At 33.2% G+C, this 24,059-nt stretch carries 23 protein-coding genes and 1 riboswitch; of the genes, 12 read left to right on the top strand and 11 right to left on the bottom strand.

Going from position 1 to position 24,059, the window contains the following annotated elements:
• Positions 1-38 precede the first annotated feature (38 nt).
• Positions 39-1,253, bottom strand: a complete 1,215-nt coding sequence (locus tag BM088_RS08250) for an NnrS family protein (protein WP_091982653.1) — start codon at positions 1,251-1,253, stop codon at positions 39-41.
• 169 nt (positions 1,254-1,422) lie between these two features.
• Here BM088_RS08250 and BM088_RS08245 point away from each other — a divergent pair, with 169 nt between their 5' ends.
• Entirely contained in the window at positions 1,423-1,986 is a 564-nt protein-coding gene (locus tag BM088_RS08245; protein ID WP_091982651.1) for a PhnA domain-containing protein, read from the top strand.
• Positions 1,987-2,080: 94 nt separating this feature from the next.
• On the opposite strand, the gene BM088_RS08240 is transcribed toward BM088_RS08245, so the two are convergent.
• Both BM088_RS08240 and BM088_RS08235 read right to left on the bottom strand, forming a co-directional pair.
• Positions 2,081-3,967: a TonB-dependent receptor plug domain-containing protein gene (locus tag BM088_RS08240; protein WP_091982649.1), complete on the bottom strand. Its 1,887-nt coding sequence runs from the start codon at positions 3,965-3,967 to the stop codon at positions 2,081-2,083.
• Positions 3,968-4,049: 82 nt separating this feature from the next.
• Positions 4,050-4,203: riboswitch (cobalamin riboswitch) on the bottom strand.
• 268 nt (positions 4,204-4,471) lie between these two features.
• A complete protein-coding gene (locus tag BM088_RS08235; protein WP_091982648.1) occupies positions 4,472-4,954 on the bottom strand; it encodes a YajQ family cyclic di-GMP-binding protein in 483 nt (160 codons plus the stop codon).
• Positions 4,955-5,085: 131 nt separating this feature from the next.
• Between BM088_RS08235 and BM088_RS08230 the strand changes: the two genes are divergently transcribed.
• Positions 5,086-5,433, top strand: a complete 348-nt coding sequence (locus BM088_RS08230) for a VanZ family protein (RefSeq protein WP_091982646.1) — start codon at positions 5,086-5,088, stop codon at positions 5,431-5,433.
• Positions 5,414-6,343 carry a ketopantoate reductase family protein gene (locus BM088_RS08225; protein ID WP_177207985.1) on the top strand — a complete coding sequence of 310 codons (930 nt, stop codon included), beginning with the start codon at positions 5,414-5,416 and terminating at the stop codon, positions 6,341-6,343. Before BM088_RS08230 ends, BM088_RS08225 begins: the two co-directional genes overlap by 20 nt.
• A gap of 48 nt (positions 6,344-6,391) precedes the next feature.
• Here BM088_RS08225 and BM088_RS08220 read toward each other — a convergent pair whose 3' ends face one another.
• Complete coding sequence (locus tag BM088_RS08220) at positions 6,392-7,318, bottom strand: porin (protein WP_091982642.1); 927 nt, start codon at positions 7,316-7,318, stop codon at positions 6,392-6,394.
• Between the two features lie 217 nt (positions 7,319-7,535).
• On the opposite strand from BM088_RS08220, the gene BM088_RS08215 reads away from it, so the two are divergent.
• Positions 7,536-8,768 (top strand): response regulator, encoded by a 1,233-nt coding sequence (locus tag BM088_RS08215; RefSeq protein ID WP_091982640.1) that lies wholly within the window; start codon positions 7,536-7,538, stop codon positions 8,766-8,768.
• Here BM088_RS08215 and rarD read toward each other — a convergent pair.
• Positions 8,765-9,655 (bottom strand): EamA family transporter RarD, encoded by an 891-nt coding sequence (gene rarD, locus BM088_RS08210; protein ID WP_091982639.1) that lies wholly within the window; start codon positions 9,653-9,655, stop codon positions 8,765-8,767. The two genes, BM088_RS08215 and rarD, sit on opposite strands and share 4 nt — an antisense overlap.
• Positions 9,656-9,831: 176 nt before the next feature.
• Between rarD and recQ the strand changes: the two genes are divergently transcribed.
• The gene (gene recQ, locus BM088_RS08205) at positions 9,832-11,661 is read left to right on the top strand and encodes a DNA helicase RecQ (RefSeq protein WP_091982637.1); all 1,830 of its coding nucleotides are present in this window, start codon (positions 9,832-9,834) and stop codon (positions 11,659-11,661) included.
• Between the two features lie 501 nt (positions 11,662-12,162).
• Here recQ and BM088_RS08200 read toward each other — a convergent pair.
• Positions 12,163-12,462 (bottom strand): c-type cytochrome, encoded by a 300-nt coding sequence (locus BM088_RS08200; protein ID WP_091982635.1) that lies wholly within the window; start codon positions 12,460-12,462, stop codon positions 12,163-12,165.
• 247 nt (positions 12,463-12,709) lie between these two features.
• On the opposite strand from BM088_RS08200, the gene BM088_RS08195 reads away from it, so the two are divergent.
• Positions 12,710-13,000 (top strand): DUF3630 family protein, encoded by a 291-nt coding sequence (locus tag BM088_RS08195; RefSeq protein WP_091982633.1) that lies wholly within the window; start codon positions 12,710-12,712, stop codon positions 12,998-13,000.
• 71 nt (positions 13,001-13,071) lie between these two features.
• On the opposite strand, the gene amrA is transcribed toward BM088_RS08195, so the two are convergent.
• Positions 13,072-13,659 (bottom strand): AmmeMemoRadiSam system protein A, encoded by a 588-nt coding sequence (amrA, locus tag BM088_RS08190; protein ID WP_177207984.1) that lies wholly within the window; start codon positions 13,657-13,659, stop codon positions 13,072-13,074.
• Positions 13,637-14,428, bottom strand: a complete 792-nt coding sequence (amrB, locus tag BM088_RS08185) for an AmmeMemoRadiSam system protein B (protein ID WP_091982630.1) — start codon at positions 14,426-14,428, stop codon at positions 13,637-13,639. The genes amrA and amrB overlap by 23 nt, the downstream gene beginning before the upstream one ends.
• 62 nt (positions 14,429-14,490) lie before the next feature.
• On the opposite strand from amrB, the gene amrS reads away from it, so the two are divergent.
• The gene (gene amrS, locus BM088_RS08180) at positions 14,491-15,588 is read left to right on the top strand and encodes an AmmeMemoRadiSam system radical SAM enzyme (RefSeq protein ID WP_091982628.1); all 1,098 of its coding nucleotides are present in this window, start codon (positions 14,491-14,493) and stop codon (positions 15,586-15,588) included.
• Here amrS and BM088_RS08175 read toward each other — a convergent pair.
• From BM088_RS08175 to BM088_RS08165, 3 genes are read right to left on the bottom strand one after another with little or no spacing between them, the layout of a single operon-like run.
• Complete coding sequence (locus BM088_RS08175; RefSeq protein ID WP_091982626.1) at positions 15,581-15,898, bottom strand: DUF2956 domain-containing protein; 318 nt, start codon at positions 15,896-15,898, stop codon at positions 15,581-15,583. The genes amrS and BM088_RS08175 overlap by 8 nt on opposite strands.
• Positions 15,899-15,900: 2 nt before the next feature.
• On the bottom strand, positions 15,901-16,248 hold the full coding sequence (locus BM088_RS08170) for a hypothetical protein (RefSeq protein WP_091982624.1): 348 nt from the start codon (positions 16,246-16,248) through the stop codon (positions 15,901-15,903).
• Positions 16,249-16,263: 15 nt separating this feature from the next.
• The gene (locus BM088_RS08165; RefSeq protein ID WP_091982622.1) at positions 16,264-17,946 is read right to left on the bottom strand and encodes a winged helix-turn-helix domain-containing protein; all 1,683 of its coding nucleotides are present in this window, start codon (positions 17,944-17,946) and stop codon (positions 16,264-16,266) included.
• 210 nt (positions 17,947-18,156) lie between these two features.
• Between BM088_RS08165 and BM088_RS08160 the strand changes: the two genes are divergently transcribed.
• The 5 genes from BM088_RS08160 (at position 18,157) to BM088_RS08145 (ending at position 24,014) form a co-directional block, all read left to right on the top strand.
• Complete coding sequence (locus tag BM088_RS08160; protein ID WP_091982620.1) at positions 18,157-19,680, top strand: peptide MFS transporter; 1,524 nt, start codon at positions 18,157-18,159, stop codon at positions 19,678-19,680.
• Positions 19,681-19,849: 169 nt separating this feature from the next.
• On the top strand, positions 19,850-20,026 hold the full coding sequence (locus BM088_RS27165) for a hypothetical protein (RefSeq protein WP_177207983.1): 177 nt from the start codon (positions 19,850-19,852) through the stop codon (positions 20,024-20,026).
• A gap of 491 nt (positions 20,027-20,517) precedes the next feature.
• Positions 20,518-21,375: a hypothetical protein gene (locus BM088_RS08155; protein ID WP_091982618.1), complete on the top strand. Its 858-nt coding sequence runs from the start codon at positions 20,518-20,520 to the stop codon at positions 21,373-21,375.
• A gap of 9 nt (positions 21,376-21,384) precedes the next feature.
• Positions 21,385-22,560 (top strand): DUF4785 domain-containing protein, encoded by a 1,176-nt coding sequence (locus BM088_RS08150; RefSeq protein WP_091982616.1) that lies wholly within the window; start codon positions 21,385-21,387, stop codon positions 22,558-22,560.
• Between the two features lie 419 nt (positions 22,561-22,979).
• A complete protein-coding gene (locus tag BM088_RS08145) occupies positions 22,980-24,014 on the top strand; it encodes a hypothetical protein (RefSeq protein WP_091982613.1) in 1,035 nt (344 codons plus the stop codon).
• Positions 24,015-24,059: the final 45 nt, after the last annotated feature.

Below are 24,059 nucleotides of genomic sequence, written 5' to 3'. Positions count from 1 at the left end.
TAAGCCGTGCCGAATATTTTATTGATACCTTAAAGCAATTAACCTATTGCACCATCTACTCTGGCTTTTAATAAAATAGGGGTATAACGAAATACAAAGATGCCAAAACCAAAAGACCACAATAAACCACTCATTACCCAAGCTATTTGGTGCTCACCAAATAAAGGTAAGCTTACCCGCACAACCCCAGCCATAAAAATACACATATATGCCCAAGCTATTATTGAATCAATGTGTAGAGGCCTACCGGTATGACCAAGAGATACACGTGACATCATAGCTAAAATCATTAATGCCATAGTGCCTATCGTTATTAAATGTAGCGCATCAGAAAATAAAAGTTGTGAATTATAAAAGCTCAGAGCCATAACAAATAAACCAACAGGCAACATAAAATAAGATAAATGCAAAGACCATAATAAAGGCACTCTAAATGTTTTATATCCTTGCCAATATACAAGCCTTATTAATTGCAATATGGCACATAAGCTGAATAACCCAGCAATAAAACGTCCTAAATCTACGAAGTAATCACCAAAAAAAGCCAGCACCGATATAAAAGTTAAAATAGGTGTTATTACCTCAACCCAAGTTGGTGCATTATTATTTTTCACTTCAAGCCCTACATTTTTTAAACCATTACGCGTAAAAAACGGAATAACACGCCCACCTAATAAAGTAACTAACATAGTAAACACCAAAACAGCAGTATTCATTAAATGTTTAGCAAGTAAAATCTCTCCTAATTTACCACTGAGTAAAATACTTAAATTTAAAACCAACATAATCGTTAATAAAGGAATAAATAGTAAGTTACGTTGATTTCCACTTTTTATTAATAAATAAGCTAAAAAACCAATAGAATAAGACCAAAATGAAAATTCAGCCAATAAACCGATATAAAAAATAATTTCATTAATTGAGAGAAATAAAGCAACTCTTGCAATAAACCATAATAAAAATAAAACCATTAAAGGCCTACCATGGATAGAGCGTAAGCCAGTCCAAGTTTGAGAGGCTGTTAATAGAAACCCGATGGCAACTGTTGCTACAAAACCAAAAATCATTTCATGGCCATGCCAAACATTCGTTGGCAATATCATAGGTAATAAGGCATACCCATTTAAAAACAGAACCCAGTAGAGCATTGCCAGAATTGAAAATACACTTGCAGCTAAAAACATGGAACGAAATGCCAAACGCCATATAGGTGCTATTTCTTGTTGTAACGAAAAATCCTGTATTTGTATCATGATGTAAAACCACTCTTTCTATCGGGGACCATCAACAGAATTTATCATAAAGTACTTTCTTTAGACTTGATTAGAATCACAGTTTACTTTAGCTAATTTCATATTAGTGAAATTCGCATCTTAATATTACATGGGTATAATACCCGCATTAAAATCAGGAGCGCTATCGATGAGCATTGAACAAACTTTATTAGAACGTAATGACAACAAATGTGAGCTATGTAGCTCTACTGACAACTTAAATGTGTATGAAGTACCGCCTGTAGCTGAAGCACATTCAGATAAGTGCGTATTATTATGTAATACTTGTAAAGATCAGATTGAAAATACAGTTGATATCGATGTAAACCACTGGCATTGTTTAAACGATAGCATGTGGAGCCAAGTCCCTGCGGTTCAAGTAATGGCCTACCGTATGTTATCTCGCTTAAGTTCAGAAGGCTGGGCTAAAGATTTATTAGATATGATTTACCTTGAAGATGATACAAAAAAATGGGCTGAAAAAACCTTAGCTGAAGATGATGACGTTCAACATATTGATAGTAATGGTGTACGCTTACTAGCAGGCGATACTGTTGTATTAATTAAAGATTTAGATGTTAAAGGTAGCAGTATTACAGCTAAACGCGGTACTGCAGTTAGAAATATTGGCTTAACAAGTAACCCTGAGCAAATTGAAGGACGTGTTGATGGTCAACGTATCGTTATACTTACTAAATTTGTAAAAAAATAGACTCTTGAAGCTAAGCAACTTAAAGCTTAGCATCGCTGAAAATTACAAAATAAAAAGGAGTGCAATGCACTCCTTTTTTGGCGTTTTTACTTAATTAAAAGTTGTAGTCAACGCCTACAAATAAGTGACGTTCTGCAGTTTTATAATAAGATATCTCAGATGTACTCCAATCTTGAGCAGCTTCAGAAGCTTGATATTCTTTATCAAATAAGTTTTCAACTCTCATTTTAACTGACAAATCATCATTTATTTGATAACTCGTTGCTAAATTCCATAAAGTGTAAGCACTTAATTTATTTACGCTAAAATCAGAATTATAATATTTACCAGGACGACTTGAACGATATTGGAAGTCAAGTGAAACACTTATTTGTTGCCAGTCTTTAGCTATCGCCCAATTAAATACTTTATCTGATTGATTCGCTAAATTTGCACCTGTCACTTCATTTTCGGCATCCGTATAAGTAAAATTAATATCATTATTTAAACCAAAAACTTGATAGCTTGCACTTAACTCAATACCTTGCATAGTGGCCGATCCAATATTAGACGGTAACCACCTCCCAGGCTTTTCCACTGTCGGAGCGGGAGCCCATTCAATTAAGTTTTTAACTTCATTGTTGAATACTGCAACATCAAAACTGGCTTTAATCAAATCAATACGCAAACCAACCTCATGATTTACTGATTCTTCAGGGTTTAATTCAGAATTTCCAGACCCTGGGAAGTACAAATCATTAAAACTTGGCGCTTTAAAACCTGTATTACGGCTCAATCTAAAAGTTGCTTTTTCATTAAGGTGCATACCTAATGCTAGATTATAAGTAAGCTCATTACCATACTGTTCATCATCGTCATTTCTAAGGGATAGGTTTGCTAAGTAGTTTTCATCATTAAAATAAGCGCCAACAAAAATAGCAAATACATCACGTGATTGCTTATCATACTGAGCAGTTGTTTCACTGACATCTTCTTCATACCAATTTATCCCCCCATTGAAAGATAGCGCACTGGAATATTGATATTGTCCTAAATAGTCAATTTGTACTCTATCAGTTTCATATTGAGTATCAGCAGCAGATTTACCTTGCCAATCTATACCATGCTGATTCAAATCACTATCTTGCGACAGCGAAAAATCAATATTATGATTTATATCTTGGTATGTTTTATTCCAACCAAGTTTTGCAAAATAGTTTTCAAACTCAACAAAGTCATTACCAGAACTAACATCAAATTCAGTTTCACCTTCACTATATTGCCCAACTAGAGAAAGTTGACCTATTTCATTTAAAGAAAAATCTAAGTTAATGCCTAAGTTTAAATTTTTATAGCCATCACTATCTTCGTCAAACCTTTCAACGGCATCAAAACCATCTGTTTTTTCATAACCCGCATTTATAGATAAAGTTAAGCTTTCTGTATTGATAGTTTTTGTTGCTTGAATATTTTTATAATTATTTTTACCCGCAGTTACTGAAAGCCGAGCACTTTCATTTTTACGTGTAATAACATTTATTACACCTGCAATTGCATCAGAGCCATATTGCGCAGCACGCGATCCTTTTACAATTTCAACACGCTCAACAGCATTAAGTGGTAGGTTAGAAATATTTTTATAACCTAATGTCGCAGAGCCAATTCGAATGCCATCAACCAAAATTAGGCTATGCTTTGTTTGTGAACCACGAAGTAAAACCGAGCTTGTTTGCCCAAAACCACCTTTACGATCAATTTGAATACCAGCTTGGCTATTTAGTAAAGACACTAAATCTCTAGCGTTACTTGCATCGATATCTGCGCGATTAATTACAGACACACTTGCCAATGTATTAGCTATAGATTGAGATATACGATTCGCAGTTACCGTAATATGCTCTAGGTTTTCTTCAAATTGCGTATTTTGGGCTAAAGCCACTGAAGGTGTGAATAAAGAGATCGCAGATACAACAGCTAATGCTGTTTTAGATTTGTTGAACATGTTTGCTCCATTGTGCCCACCGCACAAATAAAATATGTATGAGTTTTATAAACTAAATTTATTCATGCCTTTATTATACAAACGCATGAATATGAACAAGGCCGGTCTCCGGGCTGAATATTGGTTTTAAACCTATATATCACCGTTGCGGGGGCAGCGTTGGATTTAAATAACGTCCTAGCTATTTACATCACCAACTTCCCGATTATCTGTTTACCTAAATCAAAATTGAAAATTTAAATAATATCTATCGCCCTAAATATATTTAAATGCGTAAACAGCACCTTGAATTAGTACCTTTTGATTTATTAAAAATATATCAGGTAATAATGGCGCATATTGTGAGGAGGTTAGAGTTAAAAGTCAACGGACGTTTGGATGGCTGATTAAATAGAAATGATTATAAATATGGAACTTGTTTAAGCAATAATGCGAATTAGAGAATTAGAGAATTAGAGAATTAGAGAATTAAATAAAACCGACTAACTCGCAACATGCTAACTATTAATCTCTAAAATTCTTAAACTGGAATGGCTGACCTAATTCACTGGTACGTATAAGCTGCATTACTTCTTGTAAATCATCACGCTTTTTACCTGTTACTCGTACCTCTTCACCTTGAATAGCTGATTGCACTTTTAATTTAGCGTCTTTAATTGTTTTCACAATTGTTTTTGCCATCTCTTTTTCAATGCCCTGTTTAATCGTTACTTCCTGGCTATACGTTTTTCCAGTATGAACGACATCTTCTAATTCAAAGCTTTTGACATCTAAGCCGCGTTTAACGGCTTTACTTGCTAAAATTTCAAACATTTGTGTTAATTGAAATTCAGCATCCGCTTTCATTAGTATCGTTTCTTTCGTTAATTTAAATGACGCTTCAACACCACGAAAATCATAGCGTGTTTCTAACTCACGGTTAGCATTATCAACTGAATTTAAAGCTTCAGTCATTTCAACTTCAGATACTATGTCAAAAGAAGGCATGATTATCTCCAAAAAATTTATTTAAATCATATAATTTCAGCAATTATACCTATGACTTATACATTGAACAAAGCTTTCATATATTTTGTTTGATATAATCAAATTTCTTATAAATTTTCATGGAATAGTGTGTGACACGTCGTTTGTATAAAGTGCTCTTTTTATCAATATTAATTATCTGCACTGTTTTATTTGCCAAAGAAGTAAAAGGTATTGCACAACTTTTTCCACATATTGATAAAATTGCTCACTTTGGTATTTTTTTTATATTAGCAGGTGTAATGCAGCGTGCATTCAAGGCACCAACCTGGATACATATACTTTTATTAATAAGTTATGGCGCGGGAATTGAAATAATGCAAAGTATATTGCCACATAGAGATGGCTCCTTTGCAGACTTAATAGCTGATGCATTTGGTGTTGCTTTTTATTTCAGTAGCTTTTGGCTTTGGCAAAAAAATGCAAAAAAAGCAATTTAAAACAAGCATGACCCCTTCACGTATTCATATCATAGGTAAAGGAGCGATTGGGTTATTATTAAGTTATTATTTGGCAAATAAATCAAATAACTTAGTGACTTTATGTCAAAGAAAAAAAAGAGAAGAGTTCACTTTTAGTTATCAAAAGTTAAATTTAATAGAAAAAATCAATCTTACCTTCGACAATGTTCATGAAGATAAAATAAGCTTTTTGATCATCCCCACTAAATCCTATGATGTTGTAACTGCTTTTTTAAGTATCAAAGCGCGATTAACCGATAATGCAGTTATTATTTTATGTCACAATGGTATGGGCACTATAGAGAAAATTGAACCTCTTTTGAGTCAAAAGCAAAGCCTATTTTTTTTAACCACAACTATGGGGGCCTTTAAAAAAAATAACAATTTACTTATTCATACTGGCTCAGGTCCAAGTTCACTTGGCGCTATAAATCAATCTGCAATAAAGCATAAAATATCAGTATTTAAATTTTTAGCTAATAGCATTCCTCATATGTCTTTATCTGAAAACATACAACAGCTTTTGTGGCGTAAGCTAATGATTAACATTGCTATTAACCCATTATCAGCAATTTTCAATGTTAAAAATGGTGCACTTAACCAACCTCAGTTCGCTTTAAAAATATTCCAACTCTTATACGAAGCTTACTTAGTAGCAAATAAAGAAGGTGTGAAGCTTAGCTTTCCTGAAATTTTAAATTCAGCCTATACAGTTATGGCTGCAACAGACCAAAACTATTCTTCTATGAATAGGGATTTAAACTTAGGAAATAAAACCGAAATTTCAGCAATTTCAGGTTATATAGTCAATTTAGCCAAGCAACATAATATTGAAGCACCGCATAACAAAGATGTTTACTCTATATTAAGTGCTCAATACAAAAAATAAAGGCCTCTAATATCAATTAGAAGCCTTTATTTTATATCTTATGTGATATTAAAATTTATATTCCATACCCACTGCTAGGTAATTTTCATCTTTTTCATAATCAGTATCAAAAGTAGAATAAAAACCAAATAGCTTTGTATTTTTAGCTAACTTGTAATCAATACCGACAGAAGCTACATTTTTTTCAATACTGGACGCATCAATATCAAGCGACTGATACTGTGCTTTAAATACAGTTTTTCCCATACTATATGCTGCACTTAATGCAAAACCATCAGCTTCATTTTCATCATCGATAGTTTCTTGTCTTTGTAGCATAGCACCAAGTTTTACATTACCAAGTTTGCCTTGAACTGTGGCACGAACCGTATCATACCCTTTTACTTCACTGTCCATCGCAATTGAGGCAAAAAGGTTAGATTTTTTAAGCTTACTATCACCATAAAGTAAAGCCGCAGAATAACCATTATCAGCATCTGCAGAATCTTCCGCAATAACGGTACCTATAAACTGAAATTCATTCATTTTTTTTGTTTTATAGGTGATCGAATCACCCATACGGTTTTCGCCTTTAAATACATGTTTCAAATCAGCTTCTAAATCATTAAATAAATCAATTTTTCCTTGAGATTGTTTTAGAGCAGTATCATTACGACCTATTAAAACTTCGCCAAACCCCCCTTTCAAGCCTACATATTGATTACGAGATTTAATATTTTTCTCATCAGATTCATCAGAAAGATCAACTTGCCATTCAAGTTTATAAACAACAGATAAACCATCATCTAATTTTTGGCCGCCTTTAAGACCAAAACGTGAAGCATTGCTTTTAATTTCAGTGAAAGAACCTTCACCCTCATCAGATGATTGAACAGTAACATTTGCTTTGCCATAAACAGTTACATCCGCAGCCATTACAGGTTGTGCGCATAAAGTAAATAAAGAAATAGCAAGTGCAGTCTTGGCCATTTTCATTTTAAATTCCTTAATAAATCAGAAGTAGTAAATTGTAGCTATAAAATCTGGGCGTAGTGTGTCATGACTAGATGACAGAAATATTACAGTGAAAACATTTCCCTAATTCTAGTCAAAAAATTTAATTTTGATAAATATCATACATAATATAAATCCCATACTAGACTAAAATAACAGCAATAATAAAATTTAACATTATCTTTTCTAAAGGAAAGCAGTGACAAATAAACTACTGATTATTGAAGATAACCCTGCGATTGCTAAAATTCAAAAACATATCGGTATAAAGCTAGGGTTTGAAGTAGATATTGCCAATAGTCTAGCAGCGGCTATAGACTTGATAGAACAAAATGAATACTTTTGTTCTGTTGTTGATTTTGTATTACCAGATGCCCCCTACGGGGAAGCAATACCTTTCACCATAGGTGCAGATATCTCAACGATTGTAATGACGGGAAAGCTTGATAATGAAACGAGAGAATATGTATTGCGTTACCCGATTGTTGATTACATTACAAAAGAAAGCCGCCAAGCTTTTACTTATCTAGAAACACAACTCGCAAGGCTACCAAAAAACATCAACGTCAGGATACTTATTGTTGAAGATTCATTCGCGACTCGAAAACATCTAAACAGCTTACTTTCACGGCATAAATATAAAGTATCACAAGCCAGTGACGGTGCTCAGGCTCTAAAGCAATTAAATAGCCATTCAGATATTCAAGTTATTATTACTGATAATGAAATGCCTATAATGGATGGAATAACACTGACCAGTAAAATTAGAGAAACTTTTAATAATGACGAAAAAGTAATTATTGGTATTTCCAGCTCTAAAGATAATCAGGTTTCAGCCCGTTTTTTAAAAAATGGCGCTAATGACTACTTAAGAAAACCTTTTTTTCCTGAAGAGTTTTATTGTCGATTAAGCCAAAATATTGAAATGCTAGATAATATCGCAACCATAAAACAGCAAGCAAATAGTGACTATTTAACAAAATTACCTAACAGACGCTACTTTTTCGAACAAGCTGAGATTAATTCAAAAATAAATGAAGAGAATAAACAAATATGCATATTAGCTATGATAGATATAGATCATTTTAAAGCTGTTAATGATAACTTAGGGCATGATATTGGTGACGAAGTACTTAAAGGTTTCGCAAAAATATTTATGCGTTATTTTAATGATCAACTTATCGCAAGACTGGGTGGTGAGGAGTTTTCTGTATATTTTACAAATACAAGTTTTGATAAAGCCAAAGAACAACTCGAAACTTTTCGAAAAGTCATAGAGAAATGTAAAATAAATAACGTTTTTTTTACTGTTTCAATCGGCTTAATTTATCAAGATAATTACAATATAGACCAAGCATTAAAAGCAGCCGACGAACATCTTTATACGGCCAAGAAATTTGGCCGTAATATTCTGATCAGTGATAAATACTAACCTTTTACGGCTTTATTACTTCGTATGGCATCCCACGTATATAGAGCAAGTGCAGCCCATATAAATCCGAATGTGAACAACCTTTCAACACCAACACTTTCGCCGTAAAAAACAACTGCTAAAACAAACATTAAGCTTGGTCCTATGTACTGAAAAAAGCCTAATGTAGAATACTGTAAACGCTTTGCTGCAGCCGTAAAACACAGTAAAGGTAAAGTTGTTACAATACCCGCACTGACCAATAAAAGATTAAGCTGCCAATTATTATTCATTAAGTTTGCCGAAGATGAATCGACATAAAAAAACCAATAAATGAGTGCAAGCGGTACTAGAATAAGAGACTCTAATAATAAGCCTGGTAAAGATTCAACGGCCATTTTTTTTCTTAATAAACCATAAATAGCAAAAGACGTTGCCAAACCTAAAGAAATGATAGGTACAGAACCAAAATTGATAACTTGAATTAAAACACCAGCAACAGCAAGCCCAACAGCAATACCTTGAAATAATCTTAATCGCTCTCCTAAAAAGAAAATACCTAATAGAACATTAAATAAAGGATTTATGTAATACCCTAAGCTGGTATCTAACATATGACCACTATTAACTGCCCATATAAATAATCCCCAATTAAAACCAAGCAAAGTAGAAGTTAACAGTAACATCAACATTAATTTTGGTTTCTTTAATATTACTCGGACTTTTTGCCAATTTTTCTTTATTGCTATGATGATTAATATAAAAACAAATGACCATACAACACGATGAGCTAAAATTTCTAACGCATCAATTGAATCTATTAACTTAAAATAAATAGGGGCTAAACCCCACATAATAAAAGCAGCCAGCGCATAATATATACCCTGCTTTTGTTGTTCATTTGTCATAAATTTTTCACATCCACTCAATTAGGAGCGAATAATATATGATCCCCCCCAGCTTTGGATAGTGTTAAAACGAACTAAGAAATAACCAGATAAATTAATTCGCTTAAAGACAATCAAACTAAAAGACTTTAAAATACAAAAATGCATATTTTGATATCAATTGACCAGACTTATAAATGAGTGAACAGCAAAAAGTTGAAACACTATTAAACCCCCAGCAATCGGCAAAAGACGTATTAAAACAAGTTTTTGGTTATGATAACTTTAGAATTGGTCAAGATGTTGTTATTGAAGCCGCAATGCAAGGCCAAGATACCTTAGTTTTAATGCCTACAGGCGGCGGAAAATCTTTATGCTATCAAATACCCGCTTTATTAATGCCTGGCTTAACAATTGTTATTTCTCCTTTAATTTCACTCATGCAAGATCAGGTTGCACAACTTAAAGCTGTTGGAGTTGCTGCAGCTTATATAAATCAAAGCCAAACCTACGAAGAACAGCAGCAAATATTTCAGCAATTATATAAAGCAGAAATAAAACTCCTATACGTTGCACCAGAACGTATTTTACAAAGCGCTTTTTTAGAACGCATAAGGCATTTAGATATCAGTTTATTTGCCATAGATGAAGCACATTGTGTTTCTCATTGGGGTCATGACTTCAGACCTCACTATTGTCGTCTGCAACAACTCAAACAATATTTTCAAAATATTCCAATGATGGCTCTAACAGCCACTGCAGACACTGCGACCCGACAAGATATTGTAATCCAATTAGGTTTAACATCACCTCATATCCATACAGGTAGCTTTGACAGACCTAATATTCGTTACACTTTAGAAGAAAAATTTAAACCTTTATCACAGCTCTTACGATATTTACGCCAGCAAAAAGGTCAAAGCGGTATTATATATTGTACAAGTCGCAAACGTGTTGATGATATTGCAGCTAAGTTATCAGATGCAGGATATAACGCAGCGGCCTATCATGCAGGAATGGAAAACGAAAAAAGAGAGTTTGTACAAACTGCATTTTCTCGAGATGATATTCACATTGTTGTTGCTACAGTTGCATTTGGTATGGGGATCAACAAACCAAATGTTAGATTTGTTGTGCACTATGATATTCCAAAAAATATTGAGTCGTATTATCAAGAAACTGGCCGTGCTGGTCGAGACGGATTAGCGGCGGAAGCTATCTTATATTTTGATCCCGCAGACATCCCTCGTGTAAGACGCTTTTTTGAAGATATTCAAGATGAACAAAGAAGAAAAGTTGAAGAGCAAAGATTCAGTGCTATGGCAAACTTTGCTCAGGCCCCAACTTGCCGCAGACAAATTTTATTAAATTATTTTTCAGAATATCAAAGAGAAGCTTGTGGAAACTGTGATATCTGCCTCGACCCACCAAAGCAATTTGATGGTACTGTAGTAGCACAAAAAGCACTCTCATCCGTATATCGTTCAGATCAAAGGTTTGGCATGGGTTATATTGTTGAGCTATTAAGAGGAGCGAATACAGCTAGGATCCGTGATAACAACCATCATGAACTATCCATTTTTGGCATAGGTAAAGAGCAATCTCAAGAATATTGGTTAAGTATTTTACGCCAATTAGTGCATCAAGGCTTATTGCGTCAAGACATTACTTTAGGATCGATACTTCGCTTAACTGAAGCCGCAAGACCAATTCTTAAAAGTGAATATTCCCTAAAGCTTGCAGAACCTAGATTAAATGCAAAACATGTATATAAAGATAAACTTGCTCGATTTAATTATGACAAACAGTTATTTGCTAAGTTACGCGCTTTAAGAAAAACGATTGCAGATAATGAAAACTTACCACCTTATGTCGTCTTTAATGATGCAAGTTTAGCAGAAATGGCTCAAAAATTACCAACTAACGACTCAGAGTTTTTGAAAGTCTCCGGAGTAGGTTTCACCAAATTAACCAAATATGGACATGAATTCTTAACTACAATCCAAGACTATTTAGCTAAAAACTGAAATGGACACCATTAATAATCAAATAGCGATTCTGAGTTTTTGAAGGCCTCTGGAGTAGGCTTCACCAAATTAACCAAATATGGACATGAATTCTTAACTACAATCCAAGACTATTTAGCTAAAAACTGAAATGGGCAACATTAATTATCAAATAGCGATTCAGAGTTCTTGAAAGTCTCCGGAATAGGTTTCACCAAATTAACCAAATATGGGCATGAATTCTTAACTACAATCCAAGACTATTTAGCTAAAAACTGAAATGGACAACATTAATTATCAAATAGCGATTCAGAGTTTTTGAAAGTCTCCGGAGTAGGTTTCACCAAATGAACCAAATATGGACATGAATTCTTAACTACAATCCAAGACTATTTAGCTAAAAACTGAAATGGACAGCATGAATTACAATCCAATGTTATTTAGCTAAAAGTGGGTTTAGTGAAACAACCCACTTTAATAACTTAATTACTAAAAAAATTTAAGTGATTAAGTTATATATTGTTATTTCAGACTCGCAAAATAAGCTGCAATATTTTCTATATCGGTATCACTTAATGGTTTTGCCATAGGACTCATCATCACATCATTTCGCTTACCAGATTTAAAATCTTTCATTTGCTTAACTAAATAAGGTGCTTTCTGGCCTGCTAAATTAGGGTAGTTTGGTGCAAAACTAATTCCTGCGGGGCCGTGACAACCAGCACACATACCTGCTTTTGCTTTTCCAGCTGCGATATCAGCAGCCTGAACATTTATTGCTGTTAATGCTAACCCTGAAACTAATAATATTTTTTTTATCATTTTACTTACTCACATTGCTTAATTTAATTGTTTTAATCATATTAATTTTGCCTAGTGAGAAATAACTTAATTAACGATTAAGTGTTCATGAGTACTTAATTAATATGATTATTAATAGTGTAGAATATAAAACTTAAAAAAACTTTGCGTTAGCGCAAAAAATTGAACTATTAACAAAATCTGAGAGTTATAAGGTTAATTTAATAAAATAACTGTCTTATAATTTTTTATTCACTAAAGGCGCTAAATGACAAAAATTGAATTTGATACAGATCATCAAATATTATTAATACTAAGCGAACTTCCTCCCTTAGACGATGAGTTTGAATTATGGGCAAGTATATTTTTACATCATGATCTTTTTTCAAAACATGAATTTGAATTAGGTGCCGATAGGCATTTAATGAGGTTTATTTTTAAAGACCAAAGGTTTAATCTAAATTTTGAGCATTATAGTGAAAGTATATGGGTAACTGCTGACGGTATAGAAGCACAAGCATTATTACCTGAACTTTATCAGTATTTACAAAATAGTTAATGCATGAGTTTTAAGGCCTGTGTATCTTTCAGGCTTTACCTTAAAAAATATCCATTCCATAAAATGTGAAATCATTCTAAATAATCAGCTTCAATATTCAAAGTTTGAAAAGTAAAAATTTTGAGCTCATCACTCCAATAGGTTGTAGGCCAGCCACCTTTACGCTTTAGGGCTGATACAAATTCTTTTTCTGTTGCTAACTGTTGCCAAACTGAAGGCAAAAATATTGCTCTTTTTTCTTTATATTGCAACATTAACCCATCAATATTAATTCTTAAATCTTGTAATAACTGAGTCTCACCTAAATTATTAAGTTCAACTAATTCAGATAAAATTGAAATATTAAAGCTAACATTTTTGAGTTCTTTTTCTGTTAAAGGCAAAAAGCGAGAATCTTCACAAGCACTGCTATATGTATGGTCGCATACATCTTTCCATAAAGCAGTGTCGGCACAATAAGTACCGATGCATCCTCTGAGTTCATCATTTGAATATAAAGTCACAAAAGTAGCAGCTTTTTGTTGTAATAATTTAGAAACAGGTGTTTTTAAAGGTTTAAAATGCGCCTGATATATTGCTAAATCTAATGTCTGGCGCACTAAGTCACAAAGTAAATTTTTATCGCCTTGTGTCAATTCAATACAAGATAAAGCTTGCATAACCAACCACCTCATTGCTGATACTATTCACTATCGATGAGTTGGCTTTATTAGCGAGTTCAATTTGCCAGTTTTGCCTCTTACTAAACTCTAAAAAACCATTTAGCGCAAAACAACCACATGCTTGATTTGGTTGAATATCACAATCAAATTTTAAAATTTTATTTATCGTATTTTGGTCTAACTTAATCGCTTCATTATTAGGATGAAAATGACTTAGATCTGAACTAACAACAATTAAAAACTCATCTTGCTCAAATAAAAAAGTTAATATATTTATTACTAGAGCAGTATCACATTGACCAACCAAAATTGGTATAATTTCAATGTCATTCAAGCAATGCTGTAAAAAAGGCAACTGAACCTCTAAAGAGTGCTCCCAAAGGTGTACCTTATCATTTGTAGTAACCAGTTCTTGTTTAAGTAATAAATCACAAAACTTTTTGTTAATACTCACTTTACCTAAAGGCGTAATAAAAGCATCACAACTAGGTATAGCGCAACCAGATAAACCCACTCTATGGTTTGGTCCTAACAAAATTATTTTACTGGGCTTGTTACAAGATTTAGAAAGATCTGAATTCAAAGTTTTAAAAGCACTTGCAGCAACAGCACCAGAATAAATATATCCTGCATGCGGAACAATTAATGCCTTAGGCGTATTTCCATCACGACTTGTTATATCCATAAATGCTTTTAATTCAGATTTTAGCACTTTTTTATTTTTAGGATAAAAACTCCCAGCAACTGCTGGCTTCCTATATTCCATTATATTGATAACTCCAAGATTGACTATTATTACAGTATAGATGTTATTTGGTTATTATTACGATGGATAACTTTTCTAAAAATGATGACGATATTGATTTTTTTCCAACAAAATACTGGCACGCTTTACCTGATGCGAGGGTGCAATGTGATCTATGTCCAAAACATTGTAAATTAAGAGAAGGCAAACGAGGGGCTTGCTTTATTCGTATGCATCACTTAGGCGAAATTGTACTTACAAGCTATGGCCGATCTTCAGGGTTTTGTATTGATCCTATTGAAAAAAAACCCTTTAACCACTTTTACCCAGGCTCTAGAGTTATGTCATTTGGTACAGCAGGTTGTAATTTAAGTTGCCAATTTTGCCAGAATTGGGATATGAGTAAATCTCGAAAAACTGATACTTTATGTAATAGGGCAAGCCCTGAAAAAATTATTCAATCCGCACTAAAAAATGACTGTCAAAGCATCGCATTTACTTATAACGATCCGATTATTTTTATGGAATATGCTATTGATATTGCCATAAAAGCAAAAGAAGAAAACATAAACAGCGTTGCTGTTAGTGCAGGATATGTATGTGACAAACCTAGGAGGGATTTTTTTAATCATATAAATGCAGCCAATATAGATTTAAAGGCTTTTACCGATACTTTTTATCGCAAAATTTGCCATGCTCAATTACAACCTGTGTTAGATACCTTGTTATATTTACACAAAGAAACACAGGTTTGGTTTGAAATTACAAATTTACTGATCCCCGGAGAAAATGATAGCGATAAAGAGTTACACGAAATGTGCCAGTGGATTTCTGAGAATCTAAGCCCTAATATACCTTTACATTTCAGTGCCTTTCATCCTGATTTCAAAATGCTAAATAAGGACAAAACACCTCTAATAACGCTAAAAAAAGCTCGAACTATTGCAATGAACTATGGCTTAAATTATGTATATTGTGGCAATGTCTTTGATACTGAATCTGACAGTACTTACTGCCCACATTGTAAAAATTTATTAATTGAACGAAACTGGTACCAAATAAATCAATATAATTTAGATAATTCAGGGCATTGCATATACTGTAATAATTTACTTAGTGGACATTTTAACGAATTTATACACCCTTTTGGTGCAAGAAGGATCCCAATTAAAATCACTTAAAATAAGAACCAATAAAACCAAGCCAACTAATTATAAGCAATATCCAAGGCAGTTTGTTATATTGACTCGGTGCTTTTTCTTCGTGTTTTTCATCTTCTATATTATTGAGGTTTTTAGCTTTTGCTCGCTGTTTTTTTAATTTATCTCTGTCTCTAGATTTTATTTTTTGCTGTTTTTTATACTCACTAATGCCTTTTTCAATTCCTTTGGCAATCAACTTAGTTTGCTCTTTAGTTTGGCCAGCCTTTTTTACACTTTTTGCAACAGCCAACGCTTGAGTTTGCGTCTCGCTTGAAACTTTTTGATTCATATTTATCTCTTTAATTTTAGCCTTTGCAGCCAATTGCCATTGTTTTGGCTATCGCAATTTTGTTGTGTATCAAAACCAACTTGTTTGTCCGCTTTAATTTTAATATTGATATGAGCTAACTTTTTACAAATTAAATCAGATATAAGTTTATCTTTTTTTAATCGCTTTGCTTCATCAAGATCATTGTTAAATTCAAAGGCACACATTATATATAAGGTTTCAGGAAAATTATCATAGCTAACCTGATGAGTTAGCCAAATAAAACCTTCTACTTGCGATAAAGCAGTTTCACAAACTTCATTTAATATTTTACGGATATTATTATCTAATTTTTTATCTGTTTTTCTCATTTATTTTTTTGGTCCTCATTTAAAAAACATTAAATTTTCAATACCTTCATTTTCTAAACTTTGTTTTTTTTTCATATTCGCAATAAGCTTTTTATAATTATTTAACGCTTTTAAATGTGAAAATAGAGGGTGACTCTCAATTCTACTAATATTAAAAAAACCTTGCTCCACAGCTTGAACTAAATAACGAACCGCTAGCACATCTTGATTTTTAAATGCATACAATAAAGCCAAATTGTAACTGTGACTCGCTTTATCTGAACCTTGATTTAACGCATCTTTAAGCTGTTTAATAAATAAAGTTAATTGTAGTTCAGGTACTTTTTCTGCAGATAATAGCGCCATTATTTTAACGCCTTCGCTTGCTTTACTCTCCTTATTATTTATGATTTTTTGATATAGTTGCTGCCCTTTTTTAATATCCCCCGAATAAAAATAACTATCCGCTAACCCTTCTAACAATAAGGAATGATTCTGGTATAAGCTCAAACCAGATTGATACGTTTTTTTAGCTTGAGTAAAGTTTTTTAACTCTATTTGAAGTTGTCCTAAATGAAAAGTGGCTAATATATAATCAGGCTGCAAATCAATTGCTTTTTTATACCATATTTCAGCTAAAGAGTAATGCCCTAACCCAGCTAAAGTTTGACCTGTATGCACTATACTGACAACATGTTTAGAGTTTAATTCCAGTGCTTTTTGATGCCATTTCAAAGCTTTTTTAAACTGACCCTGTTCACTATAAATAAACCCTAGATTTGAAACCGTTTCAGTATTTGATGGTGATAAAACCAATGCTTTTAAATGCGCATCTATACTCTTGGATAACCAACCTGAAACATAATAGGCAATACCTAATGCTTTATATGATTCTGCGGAATTGTTATCGTAAGTAATTGCCTGATAAGCATAATCAATTGCTTTTATTTTATCCTCAGATGAACCGTTAAACTGGAATAACTGCTGACTATGTGCCTGACTTAATCCTGCATAGGCCAAAGACAACTCAGGGTCTTCAATGATTGCCTTGTTAAAAAACTCAATCGCAATCACATTATCTATTTCGCGATAGCGCTTATAATAATCCTTTCCCTTTAAATAATAATCTAAAGCAATATTATTCATTATTTTATCTTTTTGAATGATTACTTGAGGTTTGCGACTTGAAACTAATAATTCATTCTCCTTATTTGAAGAATAAACGTATGTATACAGACTTAATAAACATGCTATGACTAAAAAAGAAACTAAACCCATCTTATATATTTTTCGCCATAAACCAGTAAGTTGCATATTTGCTAAATCAGGAAATCTATCATTAGCCGATAAATCCACAATGACTGAAGGCGCTTTATTTATAATGCATTCTCGCTTAACTTCTGGTAATAAGCGGTAACCTCTTCCCCGAATAGCCTCAATATACTTAGGCGCACTTGCATTATCTGATAAAGATTTACGCAATAATTTTATTCGCTGTTTAAGTGTTTCATCACCAATGACGCGATCTGGCCATACAATTTCCATTAGCTCTTGCTGACTTAATAATGCTGGTGATGACTCAACTAAAGCAACAAGTAAATCATAACTTAATTTAGGTAAAGCTATTTTATTTTTATCTCTAAACAGCATTCCTATTTGAATATCTAAGGTCAAATCTTCAAAAATATACCGAGTTACATTATTGTTATTATTCAGCACTCATTTTCATCCTTTATTGCTTCAGGCTATATAATTACGGCTTTTTCACCAAATAACAATCTTTGAATTACACCTTCACCAAAGCTTCACTCAAGCTTTTAGCTAGCTTCACCATAGTTTCAAGTAGATTATTTCACCCCTTTTATTATAAAGGCGTAAAAAATAATAAATATTAAAAATAAACAACAAGCAAATACATGGAGATAAAAAATGACATCAATAAGTACAACTCCTGAACAAGAAATACAGATAAACAGTATTTCAAAATATGAAGATTTATGGGGGCATCCAAAACCGTTATGGATGTTGTTTATGGCAGAATTTTGGGAAAGATTTGCTTTTTACGGTATTCGTTGGGCACTTACCCTATATATTGTTGCACAGTTTTTTAACGGTGATACTTCAGGGCAACATTTTGCATCTAATACCTATGGCGCATATTTAGCGCTTGTTTATGGCAGTGCAATTTTTGGCGGTTACGTAGCAGACAAAATTATTGGCTCGCAACATTCGATATTAGTTGGCGCACTCATTATGGCCGCGGGTTTCTTTTTGATCATGTTACCAGATCAAAATTTTTTTATGATTGGCCTTGCCACCATAATTGTAGGCAATGGACTTTTTAAGCCAAATATTTCAAACCTAGTTGGTAAGATTTATCACCAAAACGATAGTCGCCGTGATCGTGGTTTTAGCATTTTTTATATGGGCATAAATGCTGGAGCGATGGTTTCTCCCATTATAACCCAATGGCTTGCCAGTACACTTACTCAAACACCTATGATGGATAATTATAAAGCAGTATTTGCAGCAGCTGGAATTGGTATGCTAATTAGTTATGTTTGGTTTTACTTTGGTCGTAAGCAACTTAAAGGCACAGGCACAATTGATAAATCACCAACCAGAACTAAAAATTTAGTTTATGTTATTGCAGGTTCTCTTTTATCTATTGGGCCTGTATATATTTTAATGGCCTATGCAGGAGCACAAATACTCGCTTGGTTATTATTTATTTTATTTATCGGTTTAGCTTTTATGCTTATTAATGGTGCTAAAAAAGATGGAAGAATTGCTTTAGATCGCATGATAGCGTGTTTAGTAATGTGTGGTTTTAACGTAATTTTTTTCATGTTTTTTGAACAAGCCGGTAGCTCTTTTACTTTTTTAGCTCAAAATATCGTCGATCGAAATATTACAGCAGTTTTTGAATTTAAAATTGCTTGGTTTCAATCTGTTAATGCTGTCGCGATTTTAGCTTTAGCCCCTATTGTATCCATGATTTGGGTTTTTATGGCTAAGAAAAAAATTGAACCTAGTATTCCACGAAAGTTTGCTTTAGGTCTATTAGGCACTGGATTAGGGTTTTTAATCCTAGTATATGCATTAGAAAACTTACTTAATTCTAATAATTTAATTCCTCTTTGGCCTTTAGCTGCATGCTATGTATTACATACTGTGGGTGAATTATGTTTATCACCTATCGGTTTATCTATGATCAGTAAATTAGTTCCGGCTTCTATGGCAGGTTTAGCTTTTGGAGGATGGTTTTTAAGCACAGCCATTGGAAACAATTTCTCAGGAATTTTAGCCGGTAGCATGAGTGGTGAGAAAGGTATGACTGTCGCCTCTGCAATCAATGGCTTTAGCTTTAGTTTTTGGTTACTTGCTGGCGCTGGTATGTTTTTATTTATCATTTCACCATTGATTAATAAATTAATGCATGGCGTAAAATAGCTTGTAAGTAATTTTCATTTATCGAAACTAAAAAGCCCATCAGCATAAATTACTGCTGGGCTCATTTTATTTCATAAAAAAGAGTGTTTCATATATTTCTAAATCCATCAAAATAGAGCAAAAAAAATATTTTAATTCATATATTTTTCAATAAAGTAAAATTTAAAGCATGCTTGATAGAGGTTATCAAAAAGCAGACTACTTAATGCCAAACAACAGCCTAGTTAAACAAGTATTTTCAGGTGATTGGGAAGATCTCAATATCGATGTGAATTTTTATTACAGCATTCGGGAATACCTAACAAAATATCCAGAATATAACCATGTTGAAAACTGGATAAAATAATCCAATAAAAAACAAGCTCACATGGGTTAGCAAGTGAGCTAAAACGAAGCTAAAACGAAGCTAAATAATATTCCATTTAAAGCTTCTTCATGAAACCTTTTTAGTATAGTGAAATAATATTAAACGCACCCAAAATATAAACACATTTAATAAAAAATTCTTAAATTTGTCGTCACTTATTCACTTTAAAAAATTAACACAGCATGATTTTTTGATCACCAATCTTAGCACCTTAATTTACCTACACTCAGAAAAAATATAACCACAAAAAAGAATTTCACTTTAGTTTTTTAAATTTTTTTACCTCTTATAAAAACTGACTGGACATCAACGTTCATCTGTTGTTAAAAGCTAAACAACAGCAAGCATTACAGGAACAACTGTAAATAAAAGGTTAACTCGCGTTGTTTTATTGATCGATTTTGTATAGATTGTGATCGGAGGTCGAACCTCCAACCAGTAAATACCCAACTAATTTACAGGAATACACAATGACAAAAACAATAAAATCAACACTTCTATTAACTTGCTTCTTAGCAGGGGCAGCAAATGCAAATACTGGGCTTGCCTTTATTCACGGCACAGGAAAACAAACCGATGCTCGAAACGATTATTGGACCTCGGAGTTTATAGATTCAGTTAGAAAAGGCATCCCCAATTCAGAAAAATATACAGTTATAAATTGTGATTTTGATCAATTTATGTGGCATGAGGATGCTTCTGGCTGTTTAGCTACAGCACTCACTCACTTTATTTCAGATCAAAACATAACTGACCTAAAACTTATAACTCACTCTAATGGCGGTAACATAGTTCGTTGGATTTTATCGAACCCAACTTCCAATAGCCTTTATCCTAATATAATAAACAAAATCACACACACAGTCGCTTTGGCACCATCAAGTGGTGGCACACCTTTAGCCGACGCAGCCATTGCAGGTAATGCTTTTGAGGCTGGTGTTGGCTGGTTACTTGGCTATAACAGTGATGCTGTAAAACAACAACAAGTTAGCTGGATGGAGTTTTACAATACCGAGTGGCTATATGGCACATCTGGAAGACCCGCCCTTCAATCTAAATTTGAAGCTGTAGTCGGTAGTGATGTAGATTCTGCAATTTGGGATACTGATAGCTACTGTGGTGGTTATCAATACCAAGTAGCCTTAGAAGTAACTCAAAATTGGTTAGATAATTGCTCTGATGGATTCTTAAATTGCAGCTCTCAAGCCGCCGCAGGCAGTGTATGGTTTTACGATAAAGATAAATCCAATGGAAAAGAGCCTTTAAGTCATCACCAGAGTAGACGTAAATGTTTTGGTTTAGACAGCTTAGTACGCAACAGAATTTAGGAGATGATAATGAAAATTTCAAACAAAAACATATCAATAAAATTATCAAAAACATTTACTTTATTAACTTTAGCGATGGCTTTCACTGCTAATGCACAAAATAAGACGAGTGAAGCAACTTTTTACCAGTGGCCAACAACTTTTAATACTGATATATCTGTAGCTAATCAAAAAACATATATCAGTGATGAATATTGGCAAGAAGTAACAGGAGCCCAGCTTAATGCAGGCATAAAAGTATATTTAAGCGATGCGTCTACTTTAGTTAAATTAGCACCTAAAGCAAAGTTTGATGAAGGCCAAGTATTTAAACCTCAAGAGCTTGAACTAAATGAAATTCAATTAGTAAATAATCAAAAATCAGTTAAACAAAAATTAGTACAGCTGGCTGCACAAAAAGATATGGCATTGGCTGGCTTTAAAGATGGCAGCATCGCTCTAAAAGTAGAAAATGCTTCTTTAGCTTCTGAAACAATTTTAAAATATGCACAACCTTTAGTTGCTGATGATAAATATATCGTACATGTAAAAGATAAAAACTCAGCATTTAAATTAAAGGTTACTTCACCACTAAGCATTAAAAAACAGCTACAACCAAAACTTAAACTAAATGCTCAGCTCACAAATAAACAATTTAGTAATAAAGATGTGAATGCATACCTGATCAGCCCATTAGGTGAGAAAGTCGCATTAAAGTATAACCAGGGAAATATTGTGTTTTCTGATGAGTTACATCAACTGGGAGCTGTAAAAGGCTTATATCAAGTAGAGCTTAATATCACAACAGATCACTTAGCAAATAAAATAAAACGAACCATTAAAGTGCCTTTTATTCAAACTGCTGAAACTGCAAAAGTCGTTACATCTGACATTAATATTGCAGCAAAAAATAAAACAAATGTTAAGGTAACTGTGCCTCTATCTATTGCTCAAGAAGGACGTTTTGCAGTCAAAGCAACATTACAGGGGTTCAACCTTAATAATCAAAAAGTAGACATTGCAACAGCTGAAATTGCACAATATTTATATTCAGATGCAAGTCTCATTATGCCATTTAAGGTAACAGGCATAACAAAAGGCCCCTATAGTCTTAGCAATATTATTTTAACAGACCAAACTAGAATGATCGTTTTACCACAAACAAACATATCTCAGGTTGGTAAAGACTTAGATACAGCTTGGTAATTTAAATAAATTCCCTATCCAAAATAGGCGCTTTAACAGCGCCTTTTATAAGCACAGTTTCATTTAAAATATTTATTACTAAAAACCTTAAAATGAGATGCCTGTCTTTACTCATTATCAATAATTGGCAATGCCTCTTTTCTAGTTTTAGAAAACAATGCCCACTAAGTGCCTGTTATTTAACCGTTAGAACACGGCAATGCTAACTCCTTGGATATAACTACTCACGAAATATACTGAATAAGATAAATGTAAATTGACGCATCTCAATACTATGAACTTCCCTGTCATTTAGCTCTATTTATTGCAGTGATATTTCCAGATAATTTAATAATTAAAATTGTAGATAAACCATTAAAACGTACCATGTAAAGCTACTGCATATCGTTATATATTATGTTTTTAAAAAGGAATTTATAATGAAGTTACGATTAATCACGCTTTTATCAACATTGTTAATATCTACCGGATCATTTGCCAGTGATTACAAAGCCCTTATTTGTGACAACTGTAATTATTCGAGTGCCAAGTCTTTAGCCAAAATAAAATTAGAACCTGACTATCAATGTTATAACGATTTTAATGGCCCTGAAGGTACTCACTGCTATAGCGCAAGTAATTCAGTTGCCATTATTGATAATACAACAGGTGAAACCTTTGGCTTTAGAGTTGGACACACTGGACAAGGGGGTGAACATGCCTACTTCACCTTAACGATAAAAGATATTACATTGCCACAAGAGATAAAAGCTTTGGCAGCTAAAGTATTAAAAACATATAAAACAATAGATGCCTTATCAAATACACTCAGTAAAGATATACCTACTCCATCAAGTCAAGATCAAATCACGTCAGCTGTACCGTGTTCTAAATCAAATGTAAGTAAAACTGTAGAGCAAGCATTTAATGCTAATACACTCTCTGCCGTAACCATAAAAGCACAAGATTTTTATATTCAACATGGTGATGCTTTTTTTGAAAGAAGCGTTTTTACAGCTGCTAATTTTAGTGTCGGTGTTGGTGATTTTGGCTTAGGAGGTACTTGGAATTATGTACCAGAAAATAGAGTAATAATTCACTCATACCCTGGGACAAAAAAGAATCAAGTAAGCTATGAGGTAAAAATTAAAAATAACATTTTACACCTCGAATCAAGTCGCCATATGACATATTTTGATAATATATCTTTAAATATTATTCTTAGTTCTAAAAATAGCCTAAACACATTAAAACTCTCATCGTGCATAATTAAACTCTTGAACAAAAAGTTTTTAGCAAGAGTGTATTCTACTCCTGATGACATAGAAAATTCAAAAGCAGTCGCTGTCGGATATAACATCGAATTTAAGGATAGCGGTACTGTAGGAGGTGGTCCATCTGGTGAAGGCTGTATATGGCATTTATACGATGGAAATGGCAATGAAATTGCTTCTTTTGTAGGAGGTTGTCCGTAGCTCATATAGATACCTCACCCAAAAAAATAGGCGCTTTAACAGCGC

It is taken from the genome of Pseudoalteromonas denitrificans DSM 6059 (genome assembly GCF_900112265.1).
GTDB classification, from domain to species: domain Bacteria; phylum Pseudomonadota; class Gammaproteobacteria; order Enterobacterales; family Alteromonadaceae; genus Pseudoalteromonas; species Pseudoalteromonas denitrificans.
The sequence above is the reverse complement of the archived record's forward strand: the minus strand, read 5'-3'. Positions and strand labels throughout refer to the sequence as shown.